Source organism: Tolumonas lignilytica (assembly GCF_000527035.1).
GTDB classification, from domain to species: Bacteria; Pseudomonadota; Gammaproteobacteria; order Enterobacterales; family Aeromonadaceae; genus Tolumonas; species Tolumonas lignilytica.
Genome location: NZ_AZUK01000001.1, coordinates 375,698 through 399,119 on the forward strand (window position 1 = coordinate 375,698; position 23,422 = coordinate 399,119).

At 47.7% G+C, this 23,422-nt stretch carries 22 protein-coding genes; 10 read left to right on the forward strand and 12 right to left on the reverse strand.

Features of this window, described 5'->3' with window-relative positions:
- The first annotated feature begins 128 nt into the window (after positions 1–128).
- Positions 129–2,864, forward strand: a complete 2,736-nt coding sequence (locus H027_RS0101740; protein ID WP_038149135.1) for a cation-translocating P-type ATPase — start codon at positions 129–131, stop codon at positions 2,862–2,864.
- Positions 2,861–4,057: an MFS transporter gene (locus tag H027_RS0101745; RefSeq protein ID WP_024870812.1), complete on the forward strand. Its 1,197-nt coding sequence runs from the start codon at positions 2,861–2,863 to the stop codon at positions 4,055–4,057. The genes H027_RS0101740 and H027_RS0101745 overlap by 4 nt, the downstream gene beginning before the upstream one ends.
- A 35-nt stretch (positions 4,058–4,092) precedes the next feature.
- Here H027_RS0101745 and H027_RS0101750 read toward each other — a convergent pair whose 3' ends face one another.
- Positions 4,093–4,692, reverse strand: a complete 600-nt coding sequence (locus H027_RS0101750; RefSeq protein ID WP_024870813.1) for a TetR/AcrR family transcriptional regulator — start codon at positions 4,690–4,692, stop codon at positions 4,093–4,095.
- 212 nt (positions 4,693–4,904) lie between these two features.
- Between H027_RS0101750 and H027_RS0101755 the strand changes: the two genes are divergently transcribed.
- The 3 genes from H027_RS0101755 (at position 4,905) to yegD (ending at position 8,305) form a co-directional block, all read left to right on the forward strand.
- Positions 4,905–5,588 (forward strand): type 1 glutamine amidotransferase domain-containing protein, encoded by a 684-nt coding sequence (locus H027_RS0101755; RefSeq protein ID WP_024870814.1) that lies wholly within the window; start codon positions 4,905–4,907, stop codon positions 5,586–5,588.
- Between the two features lie 271 nt (positions 5,589–5,859).
- Positions 5,860–6,945 carry an AbrB family transcriptional regulator gene (locus H027_RS0101760; RefSeq protein WP_024870815.1) on the forward strand — a complete coding sequence of 362 codons (1,086 nt, stop codon included), beginning with the start codon at positions 5,860–5,862 and terminating at the stop codon, positions 6,943–6,945.
- Positions 6,946–7,015: 70 nt separating this feature from the next.
- On the forward strand, positions 7,016–8,305 hold the full coding sequence (gene yegD, locus H027_RS0101765; protein WP_024870816.1) for a molecular chaperone: 1,290 nt from the start codon (positions 7,016–7,018) through the stop codon (positions 8,303–8,305).
- Between the two features lie 52 nt (positions 8,306–8,357).
- On the opposite strand, the gene H027_RS0101770 is transcribed toward yegD, so the two are convergent.
- Together H027_RS0101770 and H027_RS0101775 are read right to left on the reverse strand one after the other, a co-directional pair.
- Positions 8,358–8,681 carry a hypothetical protein gene (locus tag H027_RS0101770; RefSeq protein WP_024870817.1) on the reverse strand — a complete coding sequence of 108 codons (324 nt, stop codon included), beginning with the start codon at positions 8,679–8,681 and terminating at the stop codon, positions 8,358–8,360.
- A gap of 11 nt (positions 8,682–8,692) precedes the next feature.
- Positions 8,693–9,403: an SDR family NAD(P)-dependent oxidoreductase gene (locus H027_RS0101775; protein WP_024870818.1), complete on the reverse strand. Its 711-nt coding sequence runs from the start codon at positions 9,401–9,403 to the stop codon at positions 8,693–8,695.
- 419 nt (positions 9,404–9,822) lie between these two features.
- Between H027_RS0101775 and H027_RS0101780 the strand changes: the two genes are divergently transcribed.
- Positions 9,823–10,287, forward strand: coding sequence for an Rrf2 family transcriptional regulator (locus H027_RS0101780; RefSeq protein ID WP_024870819.1), 465 nt, complete (start codon positions 9,823–9,825; stop codon positions 10,285–10,287).
- Positions 10,288–10,291: 4 nt separating this feature from the next.
- On the opposite strand, the gene H027_RS0101785 is transcribed toward H027_RS0101780, so the two are convergent.
- The 5 genes from H027_RS0101785 to H027_RS18220 form a co-directional block, all read right to left on the reverse strand.
- A complete protein-coding gene (locus H027_RS0101785; RefSeq protein WP_024870820.1) occupies positions 10,292–11,035 on the reverse strand; it encodes a ferredoxin--NADP reductase in 744 nt (247 codons plus the stop codon).
- 80 nt (positions 11,036–11,115) lie between these two features.
- On the reverse strand, positions 11,116–12,261 hold the full coding sequence (norW, locus tag H027_RS0101790) for an NADH:flavorubredoxin reductase NorW (protein ID WP_024870821.1): 1,146 nt from the start codon (positions 12,259–12,261) through the stop codon (positions 11,116–11,118).
- Positions 12,262–12,273: 12 nt separating this feature from the next.
- Positions 12,274–13,686, reverse strand: coding sequence for an anaerobic nitric oxide reductase flavorubredoxin (norV, locus tag H027_RS0101795; RefSeq protein ID WP_024870822.1), 1,413 nt, complete (start codon positions 13,684–13,686; stop codon positions 12,274–12,276).
- A 261-nt stretch (positions 13,687–13,947) separates the two neighbouring features.
- On the reverse strand, positions 13,948–14,211 hold the full coding sequence (locus H027_RS0101800) for a PAAR domain-containing protein (protein WP_024870823.1): 264 nt from the start codon (positions 14,209–14,211) through the stop codon (positions 13,948–13,950).
- Positions 14,212–14,317: 106 nt separating this feature from the next.
- Complete coding sequence (locus H027_RS18220) at positions 14,318–15,484, reverse strand: GGDEF domain-containing protein (RefSeq protein WP_081741342.1); 1,167 nt, start codon at positions 15,482–15,484, stop codon at positions 14,318–14,320.
- A 460-nt stretch (positions 15,485–15,944) separates the two neighbouring features.
- Here H027_RS18220 and H027_RS0101810 point away from each other — a divergent pair, with 460 nt between their 5' ends.
- Positions 15,945–16,487, forward strand: coding sequence for a DinB family protein (locus H027_RS0101810; protein WP_024870825.1), 543 nt, complete (start codon positions 15,945–15,947; stop codon positions 16,485–16,487).
- Between the two features lie 43 nt (positions 16,488–16,530).
- Here H027_RS0101810 and H027_RS0101815 read toward each other — a convergent pair whose 3' ends face one another.
- The gene (locus H027_RS0101815) at positions 16,531–16,932 is read right to left on the reverse strand and encodes an H-NS family histone-like protein (protein WP_024870826.1); all 402 of its coding nucleotides are present in this window, start codon (positions 16,930–16,932) and stop codon (positions 16,531–16,533) included.
- Between the two features lie 605 nt (positions 16,933–17,537).
- On the opposite strand from H027_RS0101815, the gene H027_RS0101820 reads away from it, so the two are divergent.
- Complete coding sequence (locus H027_RS0101820; RefSeq protein ID WP_024870827.1) at positions 17,538–18,080, forward strand: winged helix-turn-helix transcriptional regulator; 543 nt, start codon at positions 17,538–17,540, stop codon at positions 18,078–18,080.
- Positions 18,077–19,354: a beta-ketoacyl-ACP synthase II gene (gene fabF / locus H027_RS0101825; RefSeq protein WP_024870828.1), complete on the forward strand. Its 1,278-nt coding sequence runs from the start codon at positions 18,077–18,079 to the stop codon at positions 19,352–19,354. Before H027_RS0101820 ends, fabF begins: the two co-directional genes overlap by 4 nt.
- A 36-nt stretch (positions 19,355–19,390) precedes the next feature.
- Here the strand turns inward: fabF and H027_RS0101830 are convergent, their stop codons facing one another.
- Complete coding sequence (locus H027_RS0101830) at positions 19,391–20,296, reverse strand: LysR family transcriptional regulator (protein ID WP_024870829.1); 906 nt, start codon at positions 20,294–20,296, stop codon at positions 19,391–19,393.
- A gap of 167 nt (positions 20,297–20,463) precedes the next feature.
- On the opposite strand from H027_RS0101830, the gene H027_RS0101835 reads away from it, so the two are divergent.
- Positions 20,464–21,222 carry an SDR family NAD(P)-dependent oxidoreductase gene (locus tag H027_RS0101835; protein ID WP_024870830.1) on the forward strand — a complete coding sequence of 253 codons (759 nt, stop codon included), beginning with the start codon at positions 20,464–20,466 and terminating at the stop codon, positions 21,220–21,222.
- Positions 21,223–21,267: 45 nt separating this feature from the next.
- Here the strand turns inward: H027_RS0101835 and H027_RS0101840 are convergent, their stop codons facing one another.
- Both H027_RS0101840 and norR read right to left on the reverse strand, forming a co-directional pair.
- Positions 21,268–21,645, reverse strand: coding sequence for a VOC family protein (locus tag H027_RS0101840; RefSeq protein WP_024870831.1), 378 nt, complete (start codon positions 21,643–21,645; stop codon positions 21,268–21,270).
- Positions 21,646–21,833: 188 nt separating this feature from the next.
- The gene (norR, locus tag H027_RS0101845; protein WP_024870832.1) at positions 21,834–23,369 is read right to left on the reverse strand and encodes a nitric oxide reductase transcriptional regulator NorR; all 1,536 of its coding nucleotides are present in this window, start codon (positions 23,367–23,369) and stop codon (positions 21,834–21,836) included.
- Positions 23,370–23,422: the final 53 nt, after the last annotated feature.

Sequence of the window (23,422 nt, forward strand, 5' to 3'; positions counted from 1 at the left end):
GATTGTTTTTCGCTATCTGGTGCAGCAATGTACTGAAAATTAAGCCTCAAATTTGTTATCAATCGTTTCCCATATGCCATGCTTAAGGAGGATACTTATCTGGCATACGTTTCAATATGGAGCGAGTGATGACAGACCCGGCCTTCTCTTTTGATGTCCATGCGCAACCCGCCGAACAGGTTTTCAATACGGTTGACTCTCAGCCTGATGGGCTTTCTCATGAACAAGTTCAGTTACGCCACCAGCAATATGGCGCAAACCGGCTGACCCCTGCGGTAGGCGAAAGCCCGTGGGTTAAGTTTTTCCGGCAATTTAACAATGTACTGATTTATGTCCTGCTGGTGGCGGCCACCATGAGCTGGCTGCTGGGGCGCTGGACAGACGGTACAGTTATCTTTGCGGTCGTCATCATCAACGGGATCTTTGGTTTTCTTCAGGAAGGCAAAGCCGAACAAGCGCTGGCCTCTATCCGCTCGATGTTACGGGTGCATACGCACGTCTTACGCGATGGTGTTCGTCAGCAGATCGATGCCGAAGAACTGACGCTGGGCGACGTTGTCTTACTGGAGTCAGGCGATCGGGTGCCTGCTGATTTACGTCTGTTTGAAGGGATCAATTTAGCCGTTCAGGAAAGTGCGCTGACGGGCGAATCGTTCAGTGTGCAAAAGCAAACTGATCCTGTCCGTGTCGATGCCCCGCTGGCAGAGCGTTTTTGTATGCTGTATGCCGGTACTTTAGTCACGCAAGGTCGTGCTCGAGGTATTACCGTCAATATTGGGGATAATACGGAAATCGGCAAAATCGGCAGTATGCTGCGCTCTGTTGAACCGCTCACAACTCCGTTGATGAAACAACTGGGCGATCTGGGCACCACCCTGACCAAAGCCATTTTAATACTGACCGGTTTAACCTTTTTCTTTGGTTGGATCTGGCGAGCCTACCCCATCGACGAACTCTTTATGGCCGCAGTCGGGTTAGCCGTCGCCGCCATTCCAGAAGGGCTGCCTGCGGTCATTACCATTACCCTGGCAATCGGTGTTCAGCGAATGGCGAACCATAATGCCATCATCCGCCGTTTACCTGCCGTTGAAACGCTGGGCTCCGTTTCCGTCATCTGTACTGATAAGACCGGCACATTGACCCGCAATGAAATGAGCGCCCAATCGGTACAAATTCATCAGGGTGAATTGGCCGTCAGCGGCGTGGGATATTCACCTCTCGGCGATATCACCTCTGCACAAAAAGCCCTGAATGACACACAACAATTAACCCTACAACGACTCGCCGTCGCCGCTGTTTTATGCAACGATGCCCGTTTCGATCAGAAAACGATCCCCTGGCAACTGCATGGAGACCCGACCGAAGGTGCCTTGCTGATCCTGGCGGCCAAGGCCGGACTAGACCCCGCTGCGATCCAGCAATCGATTCCCCGTTTAGCGGAAATTCCTTTTGAATCAACGCATGGCTATATGGCTACGCTGCATCCTTCGCCGGAAGGCAGCACACAACCGTATCAACTGCTGCTAAAAGGTGCGCCGGAAAAAATCCTGCAGTTCTGTACACAGGTATGGACACCGACCGGCTTTCTTCCCCTTGAACTGACCGAATGGCAGCAGGCGATTGATCATTTTGCAGCCCGAGGGCAACGCGTGCTGGCGCTGGCCGAAGCTGAAACTTCGAATCCTTTCATCTCGACCGCCCATCAGACACAGACGACACCAGATCTGACCTGTTACCCTTTCACGCTATTGGGGCTGGTCGGCATCATGGATCCACCGCGAGAAGAAGCGCACCTCGCCATCATGCAATGTCGTCAGGCAGGTATTCATGTGATTATGGTGACCGGTGATCACGCCAGCACCGCCACGGCCATCGGTTCACAACTCGGATTAAATGAACCGCTAACAGTGATCACCGGCAGTGAGCTGGAACAAATGCCCGCAGAGGAATTACAGGCAAAAGCGGCCCACATCGATATCGTGGCACGAGCAACCCCGACACATAAATTAAAGCTGGTCTCCGCATTGCAGGCCGACCACCATGTGGTCGCCATGACCGGCGATGGCGTCAATGATGCACCCGCCCTGAAGCGTGCGGACATCGGCGTCGCCATGGGCAAAAAAGGAACTGAAGCAGCAAAAGAAGCAGCCGAAATGGTGCTGGCGGATGACAATTTCGCGACCTTGCGAACCGCCGTGCTGGAAGGGCGTACCGTTTATGACAACCTGCGCAAGGCGCTGGTCTTTCTGTTGCCGACCAACGGCGGGCAAGCACTGGTGATGATTGCCGCGATCTTACTCGGCATCACGCTGCCCATCACCCCCGTGCAGATTTTATGGGTCAACATGGTCAGCGCCATCACGCTCTCCTTACCGTTGGTGTTTGATCAGGCCGCCCCGAACCTGATGCAACGTTCCCCTCGGCAAAGCCACGAAGCCTTGCTGGAGCCCGTGTTGTTATTCCGGATCGCGTTTGTCTCAGTATTACTGATGATCGCGACACTGGTGATCTACCATTGGAGCATGCTCCATCACGCTGATCTTGCCCGGGCCAGAACGGTAGCCATCAACTGTCTAGTGGGTGCGGAGATGGTTTATCTGATCAGTTGTCGCTCTTTGTTAAATTCGACCTTCTCTGTACGTGGCTGGCTGGATAATGGTTATGCTCTGCTGGCGATTTTCCTGTTATCCCTTCTGCAACTGGCACTGACTTATCTCCCGTTTATGCATCTGCTTTTTGGTACTGACGGGTTAGACCTGCAAGATTGGATCATGATTGTGAGCAGCTGTTTATTACTTTATTTGCTGATGGAAGTGGAAAAACAGCTTACCCCCCGCTTTCTTTTCCGGAGTAAAAAAGCATGAATTCAGAAACGAAACCTCATTCATGGCGAAACATTCCGACTGCAATCTGGATCTTGGGTTTTGTCAGTATGCTGATGGATATTTCCTCTGAGTTGATCCACAGTCTGTTACCTCTCTTTATGGTAACCACGCTGGGTGCCAGCACACTGATGGTGGGGATTATCGAAGGGATGGCGGAAGCCACCGCCCTGATCGTGAAAGTCTTTTCCGGCGTGATCAGCGACTACATTGGAAAACGGAAATGGCTGGCCGTCACAGGCTACGCACTCGGCGCGTTTACCAAACCGGTCTTTGCCCTTTCCAGCAGTCTAGGGCTGGTTTTGACTGCACGGCTGACCGATCGGGTGGGTAAAGGGTTACGTGGGGCACCAAGAGATGCACTGGTCGCCGATATTACTCCGCCGGAATTACGGGGCGCGGCTTTTGGCCTCCGTCAGTCACTGGATACCGTCGGCGCTTTTCTCGGCCCCCTGCTGGCGGTGGGATTGATGCTGTTGTGGGCCAATAATTTCCGCGCGGTCTTTTGGGTCGCCGTGATCCCGGGGTTTCTGGCCGTGTTATTGCTGGCTGTGGGAATTAAGGAGCCGGAAGTCGCCGCGACGACCCAACGTAAAAATCCGCTGGTCATGTCCAATCTGCGCCGATTAGACCATCGCTATTGGTGGATTGTCGCCATTGGCGGCATTTTTACGCTGGCCCGATTCAGTGAAGCCTTTTTGGTGCTGAGGGCCAAAGACAGCGGTGTACCGCTAGCTTATATTCCACTGGTCATGGTGCTGATGAATGTCATTTATGCTCTGTCGGCATATCCGTTCGGACACCTTTCTGACCATGTCAGCCGTTACAAACTATTAGGCTACGGCCTGCTCATGTTGTTCGCTGCCGATATTGCACTGGCCATCAATGATCACTGGAGCATGCTGTTGCTCGGTATTGTCCTCTGGGGGCTGCATATGGGTTTGACCCAAGGCATTCTGGCAGCATTAGTGGCCGATACCGCCCCTGCTGATTTGCGCGGCACCGCGTTTGGCTTTTTTAATTTAGCCAGCGGGATCGTGATGCTGCTGGCCAGTGTGATTGCGGGCTGGTTATGGGAGCAATTTGGGGCTTCGGCCACTTTTTTCGCTGGCGCCATGTTTTGTGCCACTGCATTAATGGGCCTGTTGATCAAAAACACAGCCGACAGCATCTAGATTCCGGCGCATAGCCGTGTTGTCATCACAGACAATCAAGCCACCACACTGAGCCCAAGCAGCTTCAGTGTGGTCTGCATGGCTTGATCCAATGCACTGCTGTCATGACGCAATTTCGTTAGCAATGAGGCACCGAGCCATAACTCATAGAGTGCCAGTGCACTTTGTTCCGGTATCAACGTCGTTGCTAAAGAACCATCCTGGACCCCTTCAGCAATACACGCGGTTAGTTGTGCCAACAGACCCTCTGTTCCTAGTCGCAGGGCATGGCGCATCATTTCTGAGAGATCAGAAACCTCCGCACTCAGTTTCACGACCAGACATTGACCGTCCGGATCGGTACTTTCCTGTGTCGTCTGCCAGCGTTGCAAGTAAGTCAGCAAACGTTCTGCCGCCGTCTTATTTTTATCTGATAACAAAACTTCCAGACGCTGGTTGTAACCGGCAAAGTAGTCTTCCAGCAACGCCTCACCGAATGCTTCCTTAGATTTGAAATAATGATAAAAGGAGCCTTTGGGTACCTCGGCCAGACTCAGGATCTCTGCCAGTCCCACCGCAGAAAAGCCTTTACCAACGATCACCTTCTTTCCGGTATCGAGGATATGTTTTCGGACATCTTTATGTTCAGTCGCCATGGCTCGTCTTCCCACTAACTAGACCGATCGTCTAATAATCTATGAGGGCATTTTCAACGCCTTTGCACCAAATTGCAAACATCAAACACAAACCACTAGACGACCGGTCTAATTGATGTTAGTTTTTTGTTATTCTCTGGATATGAACAGACTATATATCCACCGAAGATACAGATTTTCCACTTACGCACTTAAGTAAAAAGGAATACCGAATGAACGTACTGATTGTTTTAACCTCTCATGATCAACTGGGGAATACCAGTCACAAAACAGGTTTCTGGCTGGAAGAGTTTGCAGCTCCTTATTATGTATTTAAAGATGCGGGCGCCACGATCACATTAGCCTCCCCCAAAGGCGGCCTGCCACCGCTTGATCCGAAAAGTGATGAACCGGATTTTCAGACCGAAGCGACCAAACGTTTCAAAGCCGATCCTGAAAGTCAAGACTTGCTCGCGAACACCCACAAACTCAGTGATGTTCAAGCTGAAAACTACGATGCAGTGTTCTATCCAGGCGGACACGGCCCGCTATGGGATCTGGCTGAAGACCCAAGATCCATCGCTTTAATCGAAGGCATGCATCAGGCAGGTAAAGTGGTAGGTGCTGTTTGTCATGCCCCCGGAATCTTCCGTCATACCAAAGCAGAAAACGGAGAACCACTGGTCAAAGGCAAGAAAGTCACTGGCTTTACCAATACGGAAGAAGACGCCGTACAACTGACAAATGTAGTGCCATTCCTTGTTGAAGAGATGCTGATCGCCAATGGCGGTCAATACAACAAAGGGCCGGATTGGATGCCTTTTGCCCAGATTGATGGTCACCTGATCACCGGTCAAAATCCAGCCTCGTCAGAACTGGTTGCGCATGAAATGCTAAAAATAATGCAGGCAAAATAAACAGCTTACCATCAGCGACACTCAGCCTGACAGGCGTTGTTTTAAGATAGGTCTGTCAGGCTGCTGTTTATTTAAATAAATAAAAACTCCCTGCATGAGTACAGCATTGGCGTATGATTTATACCCTTCGTACTTGAAGTTGCATCTGCGTTGACTGCGCTCTCTCACTCCAATCACATAGTCTATCTATGCTATGAGGATTCATTCTCGTGTCGCCTGGCTGCAACTCCAATTACTTTGGGTATATGTGAATTTGCCAAGTGGAGTCATCATGTCTGAACAAACAGACAAAACACACCGACTGAAACACGTCATACAGTGGTCTGCGTTAATTATTCTGTCGGCCATGATTGCGTTGACGCTGCAATGGCTTCAATTACCCGGCGCCTTATTACTTGGCCCGATGCTGGCCGGTATTATCTGGAATTTACGCGGAGGCACGTTACAAGTGCCGCGTCCTTTTTTTGTTACCGCACAGGCGATTATCGGCTGTTTAGTAGCCCAATCCATCTCCTCCGGCATGCTCCCCACTTTCGCAAAACATTGGCCATTGTTCATGCTGATTGTGCTATCGACCATCGCCGCAAGCAGCTTCATGGGCTGGGTGATCAGTAAATTAAAAGTGCTGCCCGGCACCACGGCAATTTGGGGTTCATCTCCAGGTGCGGCTGCAGCGATGGTGCTGATGGCTGAGGAATTTGGCGCCGATGCCCGTTTGGTTGCTTTTATGCAATATCTGCGTGTCATTGTCGTCGCCAGTGCGGCATCCATTATTGCGCGACTCTGGGTCGATACATCTGTCGTACCACCGCCCATCATCTGGTTTCCCCCTTTACAGATACATACCGCAGAAACTGTGGAATTGGCTCTCGGCGGAATTTTTCTGGCCCGTATTGCCCGCATCCCTTCCGGTGCCATGCTGGTGCCAATGCTGCTGGGAATGGCCCTGCAAAGCGTTCATCTGCTCACGATTGATTTACCGGAATGGTTACTCAGCATGGCTTATGCGTTAATGGGGTGGCGCATTGGTCTTGGCTTTACGCGTTCTGTTTTACAACATGCCTTCCGGGCCTTGCCCCAGATCATTCTTTCTATTGTGCTGTTGGTCGGCTTTTGTGGTGGATTAGCCTGGTTATTAGTCCGGCAATTTCATCTTGATCCCCTGACGGCCTATCTCGCCACCAGCCCAGGTGGTATGGACTCCATCGCCGTCATTGCTGCTTCCAGCCATCATGTGGATCTTGAATTTGTCATGGCACTGCAGACTGTTCGTCTGTTTCTGGTGATCTTCCTTGGGCCCGCTCTGGCTCGCATCATCGCACGTAAAACGATCGGCAAATCCTCTGCGGTTAATTAGTCGCTGAGGCTGGAGATAGCAGAGCGGTTATGGTAACTTCGCCGGCCGCGATAAACGAGGACGATCTGCTATGTACGCTGGCCTGGACTTTGGAACATCAAACTCAGCATTAGGTATCTGGGAAGACAACCAGCCTAAACTGCTAACACTGGATAACGGCAGCCGTTTTATCTCCTCGACGGTTTATATCGGTAAATCGCAACAGTTCATGCAGCTGCGGCCACATGATCAGACACTGGCCCATGCCATCAGTGGTGACGGTGAAAAAATCTTCGGTAATAGTGCGATAGAAAAATTTCTGGAATCCCCAGAGGATGGTTTTTTCGTCAAATCACCGAAATCGTTTTTAGGCGCCCGGCTAAAACCCCAGCAACTGCTGACCTATGAAAAAATTGTTCATCTGATGATGAGTAATATCAAACGACTGGGGGAAACTCAGACTGTCAGCCCGATTGATTCGGTTGTTATCGGAAAACCAGTTAAATTTCATGGCACTCAGGGTGAAGTTGGTAACCAGCAAGCCATTCAGGTTCTGACTTCGGCAGCCACCGATGCCGGATTCAAACACATTGAATTTCAATTTGAACCGATTGCCGCGGCATTGGATTACGAGCGTTCGCTGAATGAAAACCTGACCGCACTGATCGTCGACATTGGAGGTGGTACGACTGACTGCTCCATGATCAAAGTTGGCCCAGCCTATCGTGAGTTGACCGACCGCAATGAATCGATCTTAGGTTATTCCGGCGATCGGATCGGTGGTTTAGACCTAGATATTAAACTCTCCTTCCGTCAGCTTGCCCCCCTGTTTGGCAAAGATGAATTGTTAAAAACAGGCTTACCAACACCAGCCAACATGTTCTGGAATGCGGTTTGTATCAATAATGTCGATGCACAAACAACCTTCTATTCTGCCGTAAATGGCCGTGAAATTCACAAGCTGTTACGCGATGCTCGCCCCGATACAGTGCTCGATCGTTTGCTGCATATTTATGAAAGCATGCTCAGTTACCACATCAGCCAGAGTGCAGAAGGGGCAAAAATTGCCTTATCATCCACCGAAGTGACTTCCGTTGATATGGCTTATCTCGAAGCAGGTTTACGCACTGACATTAACCGCGAGCAACTACAGACTGCGATCAGTAATGAATTGCATAAATTCATCAGTTTGATGAAGGAAGTTGAGCAGCAAGCCCAGGTTGCACCCGATGTTATCTACGTAACTGGCGGTACTGCGCGTTCACCCATCGTTGATGCCTATATTCGTGCGGCATATCCCGAGGCACGCATTATTTTCGGGGATCTGTTTGGTAGTGTGGCCTCAGGGTTAACGACTTGGGCACACCGCATCTTCAGTTAACAACCGCATCTTCAGTTAACATATGCGGATGATATCGGTCGTAGCGCCGATATCATCGGATAACCGCAATTCCCACCACAATCACTAAACACAACAGCCCGAACGCGAGCGCTCCGATTTTTTTCTGTTCTTCCGGCGTAAACGTCTGTGCCTGTTTCTGTTCTTTCACCCAGTTCAATAATTCATTATTTTGAATGCGTACTTGTTTTTTTATGACCAGATAATAGCCAGAATCTAACGGCGGTTTTTTGATGATGTGATAACGGATCGATTTGATAAACCGGATCGCCTCTTTTTTACTGTTGGTTTCGAAAACCTGATACGCCCCGGTGATCACATGCCGATAAATTACATATTTGCTGTTTGATTGCTGCATGGCTCACTAACTCAGCTAAATACGGCAATCCGCGTGCCGCTCGTTGCATCAGAATGTAATATTTTTACTACACCAATCGCAACCTGGTCTGGCGTTCTTAACTCACCCGATTCCTTCCGATGAATGAAATAATCCACTGCGGGGAAATCATCTTTATGCGAGCTGCGGATCAACGACTGCATGTCGGTATCCATCACGCCGGGGTCAATATTCAGCATCACAAACGGCGATGTCTCACTCTCCTGCTCTACGGCCACTGTACGCACATAACTTTCCAACCCCGCTTTGGCAGAACAATACAGTGACCAGCCGGAATAGGCCTTTAAAGCCGCCCCAGATGAAATACTGGCTAATACTTTCCGACATGGCTGTGACTGGAAATGTTTTATCACTTCACTCATGAACAAAATAGCGCTGGTGAAATTGATATTAATATTGGCCAAAACCGCCATCGAATTTTTCTTCGATGTTGGCCCAATCGGGCTCAATGAAGCAGCATTACTGACCACGACAATTTCATCCCATTGTTTTGCTGCCAACGTTTCCAAATTTGCCGACAATGCCGGCAACATAAGATCAGGCGCGGAGAAATCCAGTTTGACGGAGTATGCATGCGGCGCACTCCGTGAAAACTCCACTACCTGATAACCATCCACAATAAGCTTTTCGGCTATCGCATGACCTAGCCCCTTAGACCCGCCACTGATGATGGCTAATTTCATGGTTATTCCTTATGACCTGGGTAATTAATCGCTACCTGACTGGGTAAATTGTATATCACGATATAAAACCAGCCGTAAGAGGTTAGCGGGTAATAAAGAGAAGATAACTTGCTTAGGGGCTGTGGATCTCTGTTGATGTGATTTCATGCAAAATTGAAGAGAACTCCTTGTTTCGACAAACTTATTCCATTACGTTCAATCTGATTTTTACCTACTAAAACCGGAAAACACCAATGACCATCAGACTTATGACTCAACAAGACTTTCCTCAGTGCTGGCTGTAGACACGCTGCAATAACAGAGTCTGATGCCATTCGCACATTAAATATGCATTGGAAATATCTATTTTTAACTGATACAGCGCTCCAGTGAACGGGGTTGTGATATATTTTCAGGGTAAATTCTGATGAGCTAATGAAATGAAATTAACCACGTATACAGATTATGGTTTACGCACCCTGATGTTTATGGCCTGCCTGCCACCCGGTGCACGGAGTAGCGTGGTTGAAATCAGCAACTACTATGACATCTCGCGTAACCATATGGTGAAGGTCGTGGTGCAGTTGGTCAGTCTAGGTTATCTCCATTCGATACGAGGGAAAAACGGCGGTATTACGCTGGCACGATTACCGCGTGATATTCGCATCGGTCAGGTGATCCGGGATTTAGAAAATAATCTAGATGGCGTGGATTGCGGCTCACCCGGCTGCAAATTAGTGCCTGTTTGTCGTCTGACGCGAGCCTTAAAAGTGGGAATGGAAGCTTTTCTGACGGCGATGGATGATTTTACGTTGTCCGATCTGGTGAACAACGCCGATCAGATCATTGCGATATTGCAGATCGACGTTGATGCCATTCCCGTTCCCACGCAAAAAACGGCTTGATGGCTTACCAGTAATTTTCCATGGTGATGTGCCCCGGTTCCCGCCGGAGATTCTTTTTCAGCCCTTTTTGCTCTAAGGCATGAAAGGTATCTTTTACCATCGCCGGATTACCGCACAACATGGTTTGCGTACACGTTGGTGAAATCACCAAACCCGCCGATGCTTCCAGCAAGCCATTATCCAGTAACGCCGGAATGCGCCCTTGCAGAATATCCAGGCACTCTTCCCGGCTCACAATCGGAATATAGCGAAAGCGTGGTGACCATTGTGTCTTAAACGATTGTATTAGAGATTGATAGGTCAGATCTTCCCGCTCACGAACACCATGCACCAACACGACATTCTGAAAACGCTGAAACACCTGTTGTTCAGAAAGAATGGCCAGAAATGGCCCGATCGCTGTGCCAGTTGCCATCATCCAGAGATCACGCCCTTCTGGCACTTCGGCTAACGTCATAAACCCGCTGGCTTCATGCGAAATTTGTAATTCGTCGCCCGGTTGTAAATTAAAGAGATGTGGTGATAGCCGGCCTTCCGGAATTTTGATCAGATAAAACTCGTGATATTCCGCTTGCGGTGGGTTTACAAACGAATAGGCGCGGCCTACCCGTTCGCCATCAATGATCAGTGACAACTTACCAAATTGCCCCGCGACATACGGGGCTAAATCGGCTTTTACCTTGATCGAACAGAGCCGGTCATTCCAGCGAATGACCTCATGTACTCTTCCGTTTACCCAGTTAGTCATATACGCCCCTTACCCTAACGGAAATAAAAAGCATCAGAACTAAAATGCAACTGAATCGAGAACATACCTCATAGCTTAGGCTAATTTTCAGACAACTGCTTTATCAACGCCATACTACGCGTGATATGTTGCCCGCTGGTGACAAAACCAACTAAGGCATCTTGTCGGAATGCCTGCCCAGTCAGACCGCTGTCGTCTTCATCTAACTGCCAAATCAAATCATCGCTGCGTACTTCACCAGCCAGCTGTACCGGATAACTGCTGGTTTTCACATTGACCGGCATCACCGGCCACTGCACCTGCGTCTGTTCGCCAGCCAATGTTTTCGCTAACGCCTGCGCACTCACGGTGATCGGTTGTAAATAAGGTAATAACTGCCCGTCAATTTCGGCACAATCACCCAGCGCATAAATGTGCGCCGCGCTGGTTATCAGTTGCTTATCGACCACGATCCCCCGGTTTACATTCAGCCCGGCAGCTTGCGCCAACGCGATCCGCGGACGCAACCCGGCAGCACACACCACACTATCAATTACAATTGATGAACCATCACTAAATGTTGCCAGCAAACCATCACTTTGCTGATTTAATGATGCGAGGGTTGTATTGAAAGCAAACTCACAGCCAGCCTGAGCCAGCACGTTATGTAACCGCTCACTGACAAATTCGGGCGTTAACGAACACAACAGTCGGTCAGTCGGATCACACAAAGTTACCTGTTTTCCAGCCAGCAGAAAATCATTCGCCAGCTCACTGCCAATCAGACCACTGCCGACGATCAATACCCGTTGGCTGTTCGCCAATTGATTCTGATATTGCTGATAATGCTGCAAACTGTTCAGCGTGATGATCTCATCTATCGCATCGCCACCGATGGGCGGAACCCATGCCTCAGCCCCCACAGCCAACACCAGATCGCGATAAGGTAATTCCCGCTCCGCCAGTTGAATCACTTGTCGTTCAGGGTCAATCGCTTTCACTTGTTGCCCGGTTATCAATAATGCCTTTAATTCCAACGCAACTTCTTTCGCCGATTTTCGGATCAGATCGGTTGCTGACTGACGTTTACTGACTGCATGGCTCAATTGCGGTTTTGGGTAGTCCGCACCGTCATCGGCGCAGACAATAACCAGTGGCGTGGCGGGCGCTTGACGGCGAAATTGTCGCGCCAGTTGCAGACCGGCATAACCACTGCCGACGATCACGACCGGATGATGTGCTGCCATGATGGCCTCCTTTTACGCTGCTTTGGCGACAGATTCAGTTTTCGGGTCAAAATCATCTTTACCCATAAAACAGACCGGACAGAGGAAACTTTCCGGCACATCTTCCCACGCCGTTCCCGGTTCAACGCCCTGATTCACTTCGCCTTCCGCCGGGTCATAAACCCATGAGCAAGTACGACAAACCATAGATGGCAATTCAGTCGTCACCGTTTGTTTCGCTTCACAAGCAGATATGCCACCTAATTGCGCCACCAGATTTTTACCGTAGGCTTCGCATTCTTGCAGCGCTTCTTGTGTTGGACGCCACTCAACTTTGGTGCCTTCCAGTGTATTAAAACCACACTCTTTCAAACGCTGCGTAATACGATTCACCGCACCACCATTCCAGCCATGGCTACCAAATGCAGCAGCAGTTTTGCCGGTGAAACGTAAACCTTGGATCTCTTCCAGCAACGCAGCGACTTGCGGTAACATCACGTTATTGATGGTTGGTGAGCCGATCAAAATCGCTTTCGATTTAAAGATCTGCGTTAACACATCATTCTTGTCGGAATTCGCCAGATTGAATTGTTTAATTGTCACGCTCGGATCGGCTTTACGAATACCAAAGGCAATCGCTTCCGACATTTTGCGGGTACTTTCCCACATGGTGTCATAGACCAGCGTGATCTGATTTTCCTGATAGGAATCAGCCCATTTCAGATATTGCTCAACGATCTGCGCCGGATTATCACGCCAGATAATGCCGTGAGAAGTACAGATCATGTCCAGTGGCAGATTGAATGACAGCACTTCATGAATTTTCTGCGTCACCAGTTTGCTGAACGGGGTCAGGATATTCGCGTAATACTTGATGCATTCATTATGCAGTTCATTCTGATCGACCAGATCGTTATACAGTTGATCACTGGCATAGTGCTGACCGAACGCGTCATTACTGAATAACACCGCATCGTCGGTCATATAGGTCATCATGCTGTCCGGCCAGTGCAGCATCGGCGCTTCGACAAACACCAGCTTTTTACCATTCCCCAGATCAAGAGAATCACCGGTTTTAACAACCTGGAAATTCCAGTCTTGGTGAAAATGCCCTTTCAACGATTTCACACCATTGGCGGTGCAGTAAATCGGGGTATTTGGGATCTTCGCCAGTAACGCAGGCAATGCACCGCTATGATCAATTTCTGCATGGTTGGCAATGATGAAGTCGATTTTCTCCAACGGAATTTCATTCGCCAGATTCGTCACAAACTCATCGGCATATGGGCTCCACACCGTATCAATCAACGCCACCTTCTCTTCTTTGATCAGATAGCTGTTATAGCTGGAGCCTTTATGCGTGGAATATTCGCTGCCATGAAATTCGCGCAGTTCCCAATCTTGTTTGCCAACCCAGTAGATATTGTTCTTAACGTGCAAAGTCATGATTTCGTCCTCAACATAATGTGCATCTCATATGCAGTGTTTGTATCTTAGTTTAATGTTCATTTTAAATGCAAGTTATGTGTGAAGAATTTTTCCTGTTTGTGTAGAGAAAAATAAACAGTCATCCACCCAAACAACCACACCGCTGAAGTCGTTACATAAATGAAGCAAAGGAAGAAAAAGAAGAACAGATAATGCGCGGAAACGAGAAGTTGAGAGAACAGGAAAGATAAGCTCCATGATGAAGCTTATCTGTATTTTTTAACCAATTAATACATTACTGGCAGCGGAAACAATGACACCACCATGATTAGTCACGGAACCTAATACCGCCACTGGTTTACCGTTGATTGTGACTGTACTGCTTCCCGTCACGATGGAGCCACCACACCCGGTTGACGAACCCACTGTCGCCGCGGGCATGCCATTAATGATGACATCTGACGATCCGCTGACAACTGCATTCACTTCATGTCCTCGCTGCGGACAGGCATGTAAATCACCTACTCTGGCAATCGCCGGCATAATTATGCTCTCCCGTATATTTGAATTTATGGAATTCAAATTATATCGGTTATTGCAATAATTAATGGGCTTGCCTGACTGACAGCTTTAGCAGTGATTCAATGTCTTAAGAAAAGCAGCAGACTCTATTTCGTCCACTTTCTTTCGCCTGATATAAGGCTGTATCCGCTTTTTTAATAGCGTCGTCCAATGAGTATTTGGCTGTGGACAATATTTCAGCCAAACCAACACTGATAGTGACAGAGATCATGAGGCCATTAACATAAATAGGCTGTTGAGCAATTTCCTTACATACTCGTTCGGCCCAATTCAATGTATCTTGCTGACTCATCGCAGGTAAAACAACGATAAATTCTTCGCCACCATACCGAGCAAGAATATCGTTATGCCGGATATTTTCACGCAATTTGGCCGCAACCTCTTTGAGAACCAAATCACCGACATGATGCCCATGGTCATCATTCGTTTTTTTGAAATAATCAATATCGATCATAGCCACACAAAAATGACTGAACATTCTTTTTTTTCTGGGATCAAATAATGCGGTTGTTTGTTCATTCAAACCATGGCGATTATAAATCCCCGTCAGCGAATCATAGGCAGCAAACACAGCCAGCTTTTGTTGTAACCACTGTGAAGTAATCAACATGATGCTGAAACTTAAACCCAGGAAAACAATGATGGCATTAAAGATCAGCAAAAGATTGCTTATATTGGTCGTTAGCAGTGAATACGATTCGTCATATCGATAGGTCAGAAAGCGCAAGCACGACCCGATAATGACCAGAATACAGGTCAGACCAAACATCAGCCGCCCAGATTCATACTTTGCCCTATCCCGGAATGCTTCCCTTGCACACAAAATACCTTGCAGGTTAAAAACTACAGAGACCAACTCTGCTCGTTTTATTTCCGTTATCCCCATTTTAAGCATGAATAAGAGCACGACGACGGTCAGGACCGAAATGCCAATAACGCCATAATGGCGCGTTTTAATTCGCTGATTATATTTCAGTAACCCCAGCCATAATAAATTTGCGCCCAAAAAACTGAATAAATTACCGAATAACAGACTAACCCATAGCGGATAAAACGCCCGACCAACCGCGAAGAAAACACCCATCGTCAAAATGCAAAAACCACTGACCCAGTGGTGCATGCCGGGGCAGACATACCGATCCCGAAGCAGTGCAGCCAACCCGCCAGTGATTAATACGCCGATAAACACACACATCAGCATCATGCTCTTGATATCGAGATGAAGAATGTCCATATGAAATTTAAAATACTAAGTATTACAAAAATGTAACCGATATTTAGTTTGCATGTATAACAATTCGGCAATTTCTATGTATTCTTTTGTAACCCTTGCAAAATAAATCCCCAAATGAGACTTGGTTGCTTACTTCGCTGACTAAACATCGATGAGCAGTTGAAGAGTAAGATTCATATAAGCCTCCAAGCTATGACGGGACCGCCTGTCGAAATGCAGCTCTTCCGAAGAAGAGTAGCCATTGAATCCTTTAAAATCATTGCTATATGCTTATTCCTATTCAATAAATAATTTGCGTGATATGCGACAACGCGAATGTTACATTCGGAGAATATACTTGGTTCATACGATAAGCTGTTTCTGTTGATGATAATAACAAGAATCTAAGGAATAGATTTGACGTGGATAAGACAAAAAATAATGTTATCGCACTCATCTGGCAATAGATAAAGGATTCATATTGGACCGATTGAATCATATCTGCCTCAGAGCAACTTATAACGAATGGATGAATGGCAAAATTTATAATGTCTTGCTTTGCGAGTTCCCTTTTGGTGTTTCCCGTGATAACGGAGCCCCTATTGATTCTATTGTAGCCATGTTAAATCATCTCATTATTGTCGATACATTATGGTTGAAACGATTTACTCTACACCCTGCAAATTACTCAGCTCTTGCTCCTATTGTATCCAGCTCTATTCCTGAAGATCTCAATCAAATTGTTTCTGATGATCTGGCTACATTACATCACCACAGAGAGATGTTAGATTCACTCATTTGTGAACTCGTACATTCAATTTCGCGAATAGATCTGGACTATCTTCTTTGCTATAAAAGCAAACGAGGCGCCATCGTCAATGGTAAGTTTTTCAATATCATCATGTATTTTTTTAACTATCAGTCTCATATACGCGAAAAGATCTTAGATTTGATGCGCCAGGCTGATATCGATATAGATGCTACAGAGTTAATTGTCCCTGTGCCAAGTGGAATTGAATTATAAAAAATAACGCGCATATCCGGTTGTGATATGCGCGAAAAATATCTTATTTGATCAGGAAATCATCCAGTGATTGACCTGCTGCAATGCCTTCACGAATAGGCACAGGCTGACGGCCTTGGCCTGTCCATGTTCTGCGTTCGCCATCAGTATCAATATATTCATATTTAGCAGGGCGTGGTTCGCGTTTTGCTTTGCCTTCTGAAGCAACTTCGCCCTGAATTAAATCGTTCAGGTCAATTCCATCTGCACGAAGCTTTTCTTTATATTCGGCAATTTTGCGCAAACGTTCTTCTTGCTGCTTTCTTGATACTTCTTCAGACTCACGACGTTCTTCAACAATAACCTTTAACTTTTCGAAACCTTCGTTCAACTGTTCGAGGGTTAATTCACGAGTTACCGCACGCAAACTACGTGCATTTAAAAAAGTTCTTAAAAAGTCTGACATGATTTTTGCCTTACAAAACGAAGAATGTTAACCGGGAGATTACTTTCAAATATAATTTAGCATATTAAAATTATTTCACAATATATCTGCCATCTAATTTTAAACTTAATTAAAAGATTTTATATAAAAAGTCACAAAACCCAATTTAACCATTAAGTATCTCACCTGTTTTTTCATGAATATCATTCGGTACTATTGTTTTTATGCTGAAACAAGGCTGTCGTTACACCGAATACGCTCAGACACATAATAGCTAATATTTATATCCTTTCTAAACGCCGTGGAATAAAAAATTGGCTATCAAAATGACTGAATCGCAAACTAAAACTGAAATAAGCCTTAACCTTCTGGGAAAAATGTAAGACTCGCTTAATCATCAAAAAATAGATCTATTAATACTACCAATACTGAAAATCTAGTGTTCATCCGTTAATAAGGTCAACACATAAAAATGTCATATAGGCCTGTCACAATTGATGCAAATAATGAGTTATCAGGCACATAGAAACTTTTACTGACGGGCAGTGTTCTTAGCGCCTTGTATTATAAGGCTCTCTCGGATATAGTAACTATCATTATGCTAGTTACTGATTTAAGAAGTCATTATGCGTCGAAAAAATCTCAGTGCTACACAATGCCCTATTGCTCGTAGTCTGGAATCAGTTGGTGAATGGTGGAGTTTATTGATCATTCGGGATGCCTTTCACGGCTTAACACGATTTGATGAATTTCAGAAAAGCCTGGATATTGCCCCCAACATGCTGACACGGCGTTTAATGACTTTAGTGGATGGAGGCTTATTGGAAAAACGTCTCTATTCTGAACGCCCGCCCCGATATGAATATATACTCACTTCTCGGGGATACGATTTAAGCCCTGTACTGACAACATTACTAACTTGGGGAAATAAACACTTTGCGCCGGAAGGTCCCAGCATTCAGTTGGCTGACTTAGAAACAGGCCATATTGCCGAGCCTGTTGTCATCGATAAAGTAACGGGCCATGAAATTTCAGCGCTAACACACAAACTCGTTCCTGGCCCTGCCGCATCAGATGGTATGCGCCAGCGTCTTGAACATCATCAGCGTCAGCACCATAGTCATCTCACTATTACTGAAGTGCATTACCACGAGGAAAATTTATCATGACATTACGTCGGATTGTCGTCACCGGCATGGGAGCCGTAACACCTCTCGGTTGTGGTATCGAAACAGTTTGGCAACGCTTACTGGCCGGACAATCTGGATTACGCCGTCTGGCGGAATCCGTCACCGCAGACCTGCCCGCTAAAGTGGGTGGCGTTGTTCCTTCCCGGGAAGAAGACCCGCTTGCCGGATTCAACCCGGATGACGTGATCCCAGTGAAAGAGCAGAAAAAAATGGATCGCTTTATTATGTTTGCGATCGCCGCAGCAAAAGAAGCGCTAACACAAGCCGGTTGGATAGCCAAAACACCTGAAGAACAAGAGCGTACAGCCACCATTATTGCTTCCGGTATTGGTGGTTTTCCTGCTATTGCTGAAGCGGTTCGCATTACCGATACCAAAGGGCCACGTCGTTTATCACCGTTTACGATCCCTTCGTTTCTGGTCAATATGGCCGCGGGCCATGTGTCCATTAATTTTGGATTTAAAGGCCCATTAGGTGCACCAGTTACCGCTTGCGCAGCAGGTGTTCAGGCTATTGGCGATGCTGCACGCATGATCCGTAACGGGGAAGCTGAGATTGCCGTGTGCGGTGGTACAGAAGCAACGATTGATCGTGTCAGTTTAGGCGGATTTGCCGCTGCCCGTGCATTATCAACTTCGTTCAACGATACGCCAGAGCAGGCATCTCGCCCATTTGACCTCAATCGTGATGGTTTTGTCATGGGAGAAGGCGCCGGGATTCTGGTCATTGAATCGTTGGAACATGCTCTGGCACGTGGCGCTACCCCGATTGTGGAATTGGTGGGTTACGGTACTAGTGCTGATGCCTATCACCTGACTGCCGGGCCAGAGGATGGTGATGGTGCACGACGGGCCATGACGGCCGCAATCCGCCAGGCCGGCATTCAACCATCGCAAATTCAACATCTGAACGCTCATGCCACTTCAACACCGGTCGGGGATAAAGGCGAATTGGCTGCCATCAAAGCCGTATTTGGTACAGAAAATCACCCTGCTGTCACCTCGACCAAATCGGCAATCGGACATTTGCTAGGCGCAGCAGGCGGTATCGAGGCCATTTTTACTGCGCTGGCCATTCGCGATCAGATTGCACCTGCAACCCGAAATCTGGAGCAGATTGACCCATTTGCCGAAGGTGTCGACATCGTTCACGGTACGGCCCGCTCGATGCCCATTGAATATGCTATCTCCAACGGTTTCGGCTTTGGAGGCGTCAATGCCAGCGTATTGTTTAAACGTTGGAATGGTGTTTAATTAAAGCAAGCGGCTGTGTCTTAGCAAGGCCAGCCGCTAATCACGCAAATTATTGAGTTGCTCCTCAAGCCAATTCATAAATACATATACTCGTTTGGGCAAATGATGCCGATTGCCATATAACAATGAAATAGGCATAGGTTGTGCGCGATATTCGGGCAATATTTCCACTAAAGCGCCCCGGTTAATATGCGGCTGCATTCCAATTCGCGGAGCCTGAATAATCCCCAGCCCCGCCAGACAAGCTGCTTCATAGGCATCGGAATTATTCACGGTAACTCTTCCTGCCATTGCCACATGACGAATCGTTTTTGCAGGATATTCCACATACTCAAAACCACTGGGTTTGGTTCCTAATGTGGTTACATAATAAATCAGCTGATGCTTTGCCAAATCGTCCAGACACTGAGGTGTACCGCAGGTTGATAGATAATCAGGACTGGCACAGTTGAGTAATTCAAGTTGGCCAACATTCCGGGCAATCAGCGTTGAATCAGATAAGCTCCCGACTCGCAATACACAATCAAAACCTTCATGCACCACATCGACCAGCCGATCGGTACAACTCACTTCAATATCGATATTCGGATACAGCGCCATAAACTCACTCAAACGCGGCATGATGATAGTGCGGGCAATACCCATTGGCATATCGATACGCAAACGACCTTTTAAATCGGTCGAATCTTGCTGGAACAGGCTTTGTAAATCTTCCATATCCGCCAAGATATCTTTGCAACGCCGATAGAAAACCTGTCCATCCTGCGTCATCTGCACATGTCGAGTTGTGCGGTGTAATAGACGTGCCCCCAGCATATTTTCCAGCCGTTGGACGGCTGTCGATATTGACGATTTTGGTAAATTCAAACTCTGTGCCGCCAGCGTGAAGCTGCTTAGCTCGGCAACACTGACATAAATCTGCATCGCGTCTATCTGATTCATACTTATCTTACTTATTGTTCAACTATTACGAACAGTTTAATCATAAAAAGCATATTTATCCGACAATTAAAGCTTAATAAACTTTTCCCGTCTGTTATTTCCCATCCAATTAAACTTGAGGAATAACGAATACATGAATGACATATCTTGCATACACAGGAGTCGCTATGAGCCGTAAAATTGCATTAATCACTGGTGGTAGTCGCGGACTGGGTCGTAATGCGGCGCTGAAACTGGCCACACACAATGTTGATATTATTCTGACATACAGAAACCACGCCTCAGAAGCATTGGCCGTTGTTGCTGAAATTGAAAAATTAGGTGGTAAAGCGACCGCATTACCGTTGGATGTCGCCGACAGCCATGCATTCCCTGCTTTTGCTGAACAAGTGAAAGAACAGCTAGCTCAAGTCTGGCAAACCACGCAGTTTGATTACCTGTTGAATAATGCGGGTATTGGTATTCACGCCAGTTTTGCTGAAACCACGGAAGCGCAATTTGATCAGTTAATGAATATTCACTTTAAAGGGGTATTTTTCCTGACACAGGCATTGCTACCACTGATTGCTGATGGTGGCTCTATTTTGAATGTATCTTCGGGTTTGGCTCGTTTTGCTCTGCCGGGATATTCCGCCTATGGCGCCATGAAAGGTGCCATCGAGGTCTTAACAAAATATCTGGCGAAGGAACTGGGTTCCCGCAATATCAATGTCAATGTATTGGCCCCAGGTGCTATCGAAACAGATTTTGGTAACGGTCAGGTTCGCGATAATGCTCAATTGAATGCCTTTGTCGCATCCCAAACGGCGCTGGGCCGGGTCGGTTTGCCAGATGATATAGGCAATGTAATCGCCTGCTTGCTCTCAGATAAGACCCACTGGATCAATGCGCAACGTATTGAAGCATCTGGCGGCATGTTCCTGTAAAACCATCACCACCTCCGTCATTCGGAGGTGGTTTTGATTGCTGACTTATTGCATGGAGTGAAGCCCAATCATGTTGCCTTCAGTATCCACCACCAGCGAGATAAACCCATACTCGCCAATCGACGTTTTCTTGCTATGGATCTGCCCACCGAGCGCTTCTACCCGGCCTTCCTCCACGGCACAGTCTTCACAGCTGAAATAAACTAAGGTTCCCCCAGAGCCTGATGACACACCATCCATCTTGGTTAATGCACCTCCCGCTCCCCAGCGATCTATTTCCGCCGGAAAACTCAGCATTTCACATGGCGCGTCTGCCACCGTTAATGTTTCAAGCTGAACCTGAAAGAGCGATTCATAAAATGTTCGGGCCCGACCGAGATCCTGAACATAGATCTCGAACCAGCAGACCGGATTGTTTTTCATTCCTGACCCTCCTTACACAAGGCTGATTGCTGAATAAACATAGTCAGGAATAACTGCTACCGCCATAAAATCCCCCCCCAAAAACGATTATTTTCTAACCCGAGCTATGTCCTGCAACGCGTTGCACATACTCATGGTTCAGGCAATATCCGCCATGAAGCACATCTTTCACCAACATCAAGGGGGAATTACTTCAGGCCCAGGCGCTTCGCCAGTTTATGCAAATTACTCGGATCCAGTTCCAGCCGACGAGCCACTTCCGCCCAATTCCCCTGACACGTATCCAGCATTTGTCGGATCAAGTGTCGCTGATAACTATCGAGCGCCATTTTCAGAGGGATCGGTTGCAGGAGATCTACCGGAATGACTGTCCCCGTCGATTCCTCACGAGGAAGCATTCCAATATCCAGATCAAGATGGATCGGTTCCAGCGTTACGATATCTGTACGTAGTGCTCCATGACTCACCGCTCGCAAGGCGGCCCGACTGATCACATGTTCTAATTCGCGGATATTTCCCGGCCATTGGTAAGTGCGCAAAGCCATTTCGGCCGATGAAGACAATCTCAGGCTCCGAAAACCTAAGCGGGAGCGATTCAATTCAAGAAAATATCCGGCCAGCAGCAAAATATCATCACCACGCTCACGTAAAGGCGGGATCGGCACCGGATACACGGATAAGCGATGATAAAGATCAGCTCGGAATTCACCATTTCGCACCTGTTCAGCCAACTCACGATTGGTTGCCGCAATGATCCGCACATCGACCTTCAGCGGCTTGTCTGAACCCAGCCGTTGGATCTCGCCATTCTGCAACGCACGCAACAATTTGGCCTGTACCACCAGCGGCAATTCACCGACCTCATCAAGAAACAGTACCCCACCATTGGCCGCTTCAAACCGGCCAGCGCGATCAACCACTGCACCGGAAAATGCACCTTTGACGTGCCCGAACAATTCACTTTCCACCAGCGATTCCGGCAACGCGGCACAATTCACATGCACCATCGGTGCATTCCGGCGCGCAGATTTGCGATGAATTCGGCGGGCCATCAGCTCTTTACCAACGCCGGTTTCCCCCATTAACAAAACCGGCAACTCTGAATCAGCAACAATATCCAATTCGTGTAGCAATTTAAGCAATACCGGGCTACGTCCGATGATTTCCTGATTTTCGCCACCTTCATTGGCGGCTTCCGGTTGTTCCAGAATTCGACTGCTGACCCGCAAAGCCCGGATCTCATCCTCCAACCGACACATACGGATCACCGCCTCACAACAACTAGCAATATCTCGTAGTGTGTCTTTGATCCTGCCATCGAAAACTGAGCCCTCTACCGAGTCGAGCGTGAGCGCGCCCCAGCACTGGTCGTCCTGATATAGACTGATCCCCATGCAATCATGTACCGGCAACGGCGCACCCAGTTTCGATGCCAGCAAACCATCGTAGGGATCAGGCAGACGACTGCCCGGTTCAAAATGCACCGCATCCCGTTGCGATAAAATGGCTGATAAGCGCGGATGTTTGACGATCTCAAAACGTCGCCCCAGCGTTTCATGAGCCAGCCCCGCCACCGCTACTGGACAGAGAAAATCGCCATCCAGTCTGAGCAGCCCGACCGCCCCACAACCCAGATATTGCTGGATAGCTGTCACCAGCTTTTCTTGTCGCACCGCACGGGGATGCTCGATGGTGAGATCTTGAATCAGTAAATCAGCCAGCATGGTAAAAATCACCCTAAATGGTTTTATTTACCCTATCACTGAATGGTTGTTTT

What these genes read in the sequence shown, in the direction of transcription:
- H027_RS0101740 (WP_038149135.1), top strand. Translation starts at nt 129, where the DNA reads ATGACAGACCCGGCCTTCTCTTTTGATGTCCATGCGCAACCCGCCGAA.
- H027_RS0101745 (WP_024870812.1), top strand. Translation starts at nt 2,861, where the DNA reads ATGAATTCAGAAACGAAACCTCATTCATGGCGAAACATTCCGACTGCA.
- H027_RS0101750 (WP_024870813.1), bottom strand. Translation starts at nt 4,692, where the DNA reads ATGGCGACTGAACATAAAGATGTCCGAAAACATATCCTCGATACCGGA.
- H027_RS0101755 (WP_024870814.1), top strand. Translation starts at nt 4,905, where the DNA reads ATGAACGTACTGATTGTTTTAACCTCTCATGATCAACTGGGGAATACC.
- H027_RS0101760 (WP_024870815.1), top strand. Translation starts at nt 5,860, where the DNA reads ATGTCTGAACAAACAGACAAAACACACCGACTGAAACACGTCATACAG.
- yegD (WP_024870816.1), top strand. Translation starts at nt 7,016, where the DNA reads ATGTACGCTGGCCTGGACTTTGGAACATCAAACTCAGCATTAGGTATC.
- H027_RS0101770 (WP_024870817.1), bottom strand. Translation starts at nt 8,681, where the DNA reads ATGCAGCAATCAAACAGCAAATATGTAATTTATCGGCATGTGATCACC.
- H027_RS0101775 (WP_024870818.1), bottom strand. Translation starts at nt 9,403, where the DNA reads ATGAAATTAGCCATCATCAGTGGCGGGTCTAAGGGGCTAGGTCATGCG.
- H027_RS0101780 (WP_024870819.1), top strand. Translation starts at nt 9,823, where the DNA reads ATGAAATTAACCACGTATACAGATTATGGTTTACGCACCCTGATGTTT.
- H027_RS0101785 (WP_024870820.1), bottom strand. Translation starts at nt 11,035, where the DNA reads ATGACTAACTGGGTAAACGGAAGAGTACATGAGGTCATTCGCTGGAAT.
- norW (WP_024870821.1), bottom strand. Translation starts at nt 12,261, where the DNA reads ATGGCAGCACATCATCCGGTCGTGATCGTCGGCAGTGGTTATGCCGGT.
- norV (WP_024870822.1), bottom strand. Translation starts at nt 13,686, where the DNA reads ATGACTTTGCACGTTAAGAACAATATCTACTGGGTTGGCAAACAAGAT.
- H027_RS0101800 (WP_024870823.1), bottom strand. Translation starts at nt 14,211, where the DNA reads ATGCCGGCGATTGCCAGAGTAGGTGATTTACATGCCTGTCCGCAGCGA.
- H027_RS18220 (WP_081741342.1), bottom strand. Translation starts at nt 15,484, where the DNA reads ATGGACATTCTTCATCTCGATATCAAGAGCATGATGCTGATGTGTGTG.
- H027_RS0101815 (WP_024870826.1), bottom strand. Translation starts at nt 16,932, where the DNA reads ATGTCAGACTTTTTAAGAACTTTTTTAAATGCACGTAGTTTGCGTGCG.
- H027_RS0101820 (WP_024870827.1), top strand. Translation starts at nt 17,538, where the DNA reads ATGCGTCGAAAAAATCTCAGTGCTACACAATGCCCTATTGCTCGTAGT.
- fabF (WP_024870828.1), top strand. Translation starts at nt 18,077, where the DNA reads ATGACATTACGTCGGATTGTCGTCACCGGCATGGGAGCCGTAACACCT.
- H027_RS0101830 (WP_024870829.1), bottom strand. Translation starts at nt 20,296, where the DNA reads ATGAATCAGATAGACGCGATGCAGATTTATGTCAGTGTTGCCGAGCTA.
- H027_RS0101835 (WP_024870830.1), top strand. Translation starts at nt 20,464, where the DNA reads ATGAGCCGTAAAATTGCATTAATCACTGGTGGTAGTCGCGGACTGGGT.
- H027_RS0101840 (WP_024870831.1), bottom strand. Translation starts at nt 21,645, where the DNA reads ATGAAAAACAATCCGGTCTGCTGGTTCGAGATCTATGTTCAGGATCTC.
- norR (WP_024870832.1), bottom strand. Translation starts at nt 23,369, where the DNA reads ATGCTGGCTGATTTACTGATTCAAGATCTCACCATCGAGCATCCCCGT.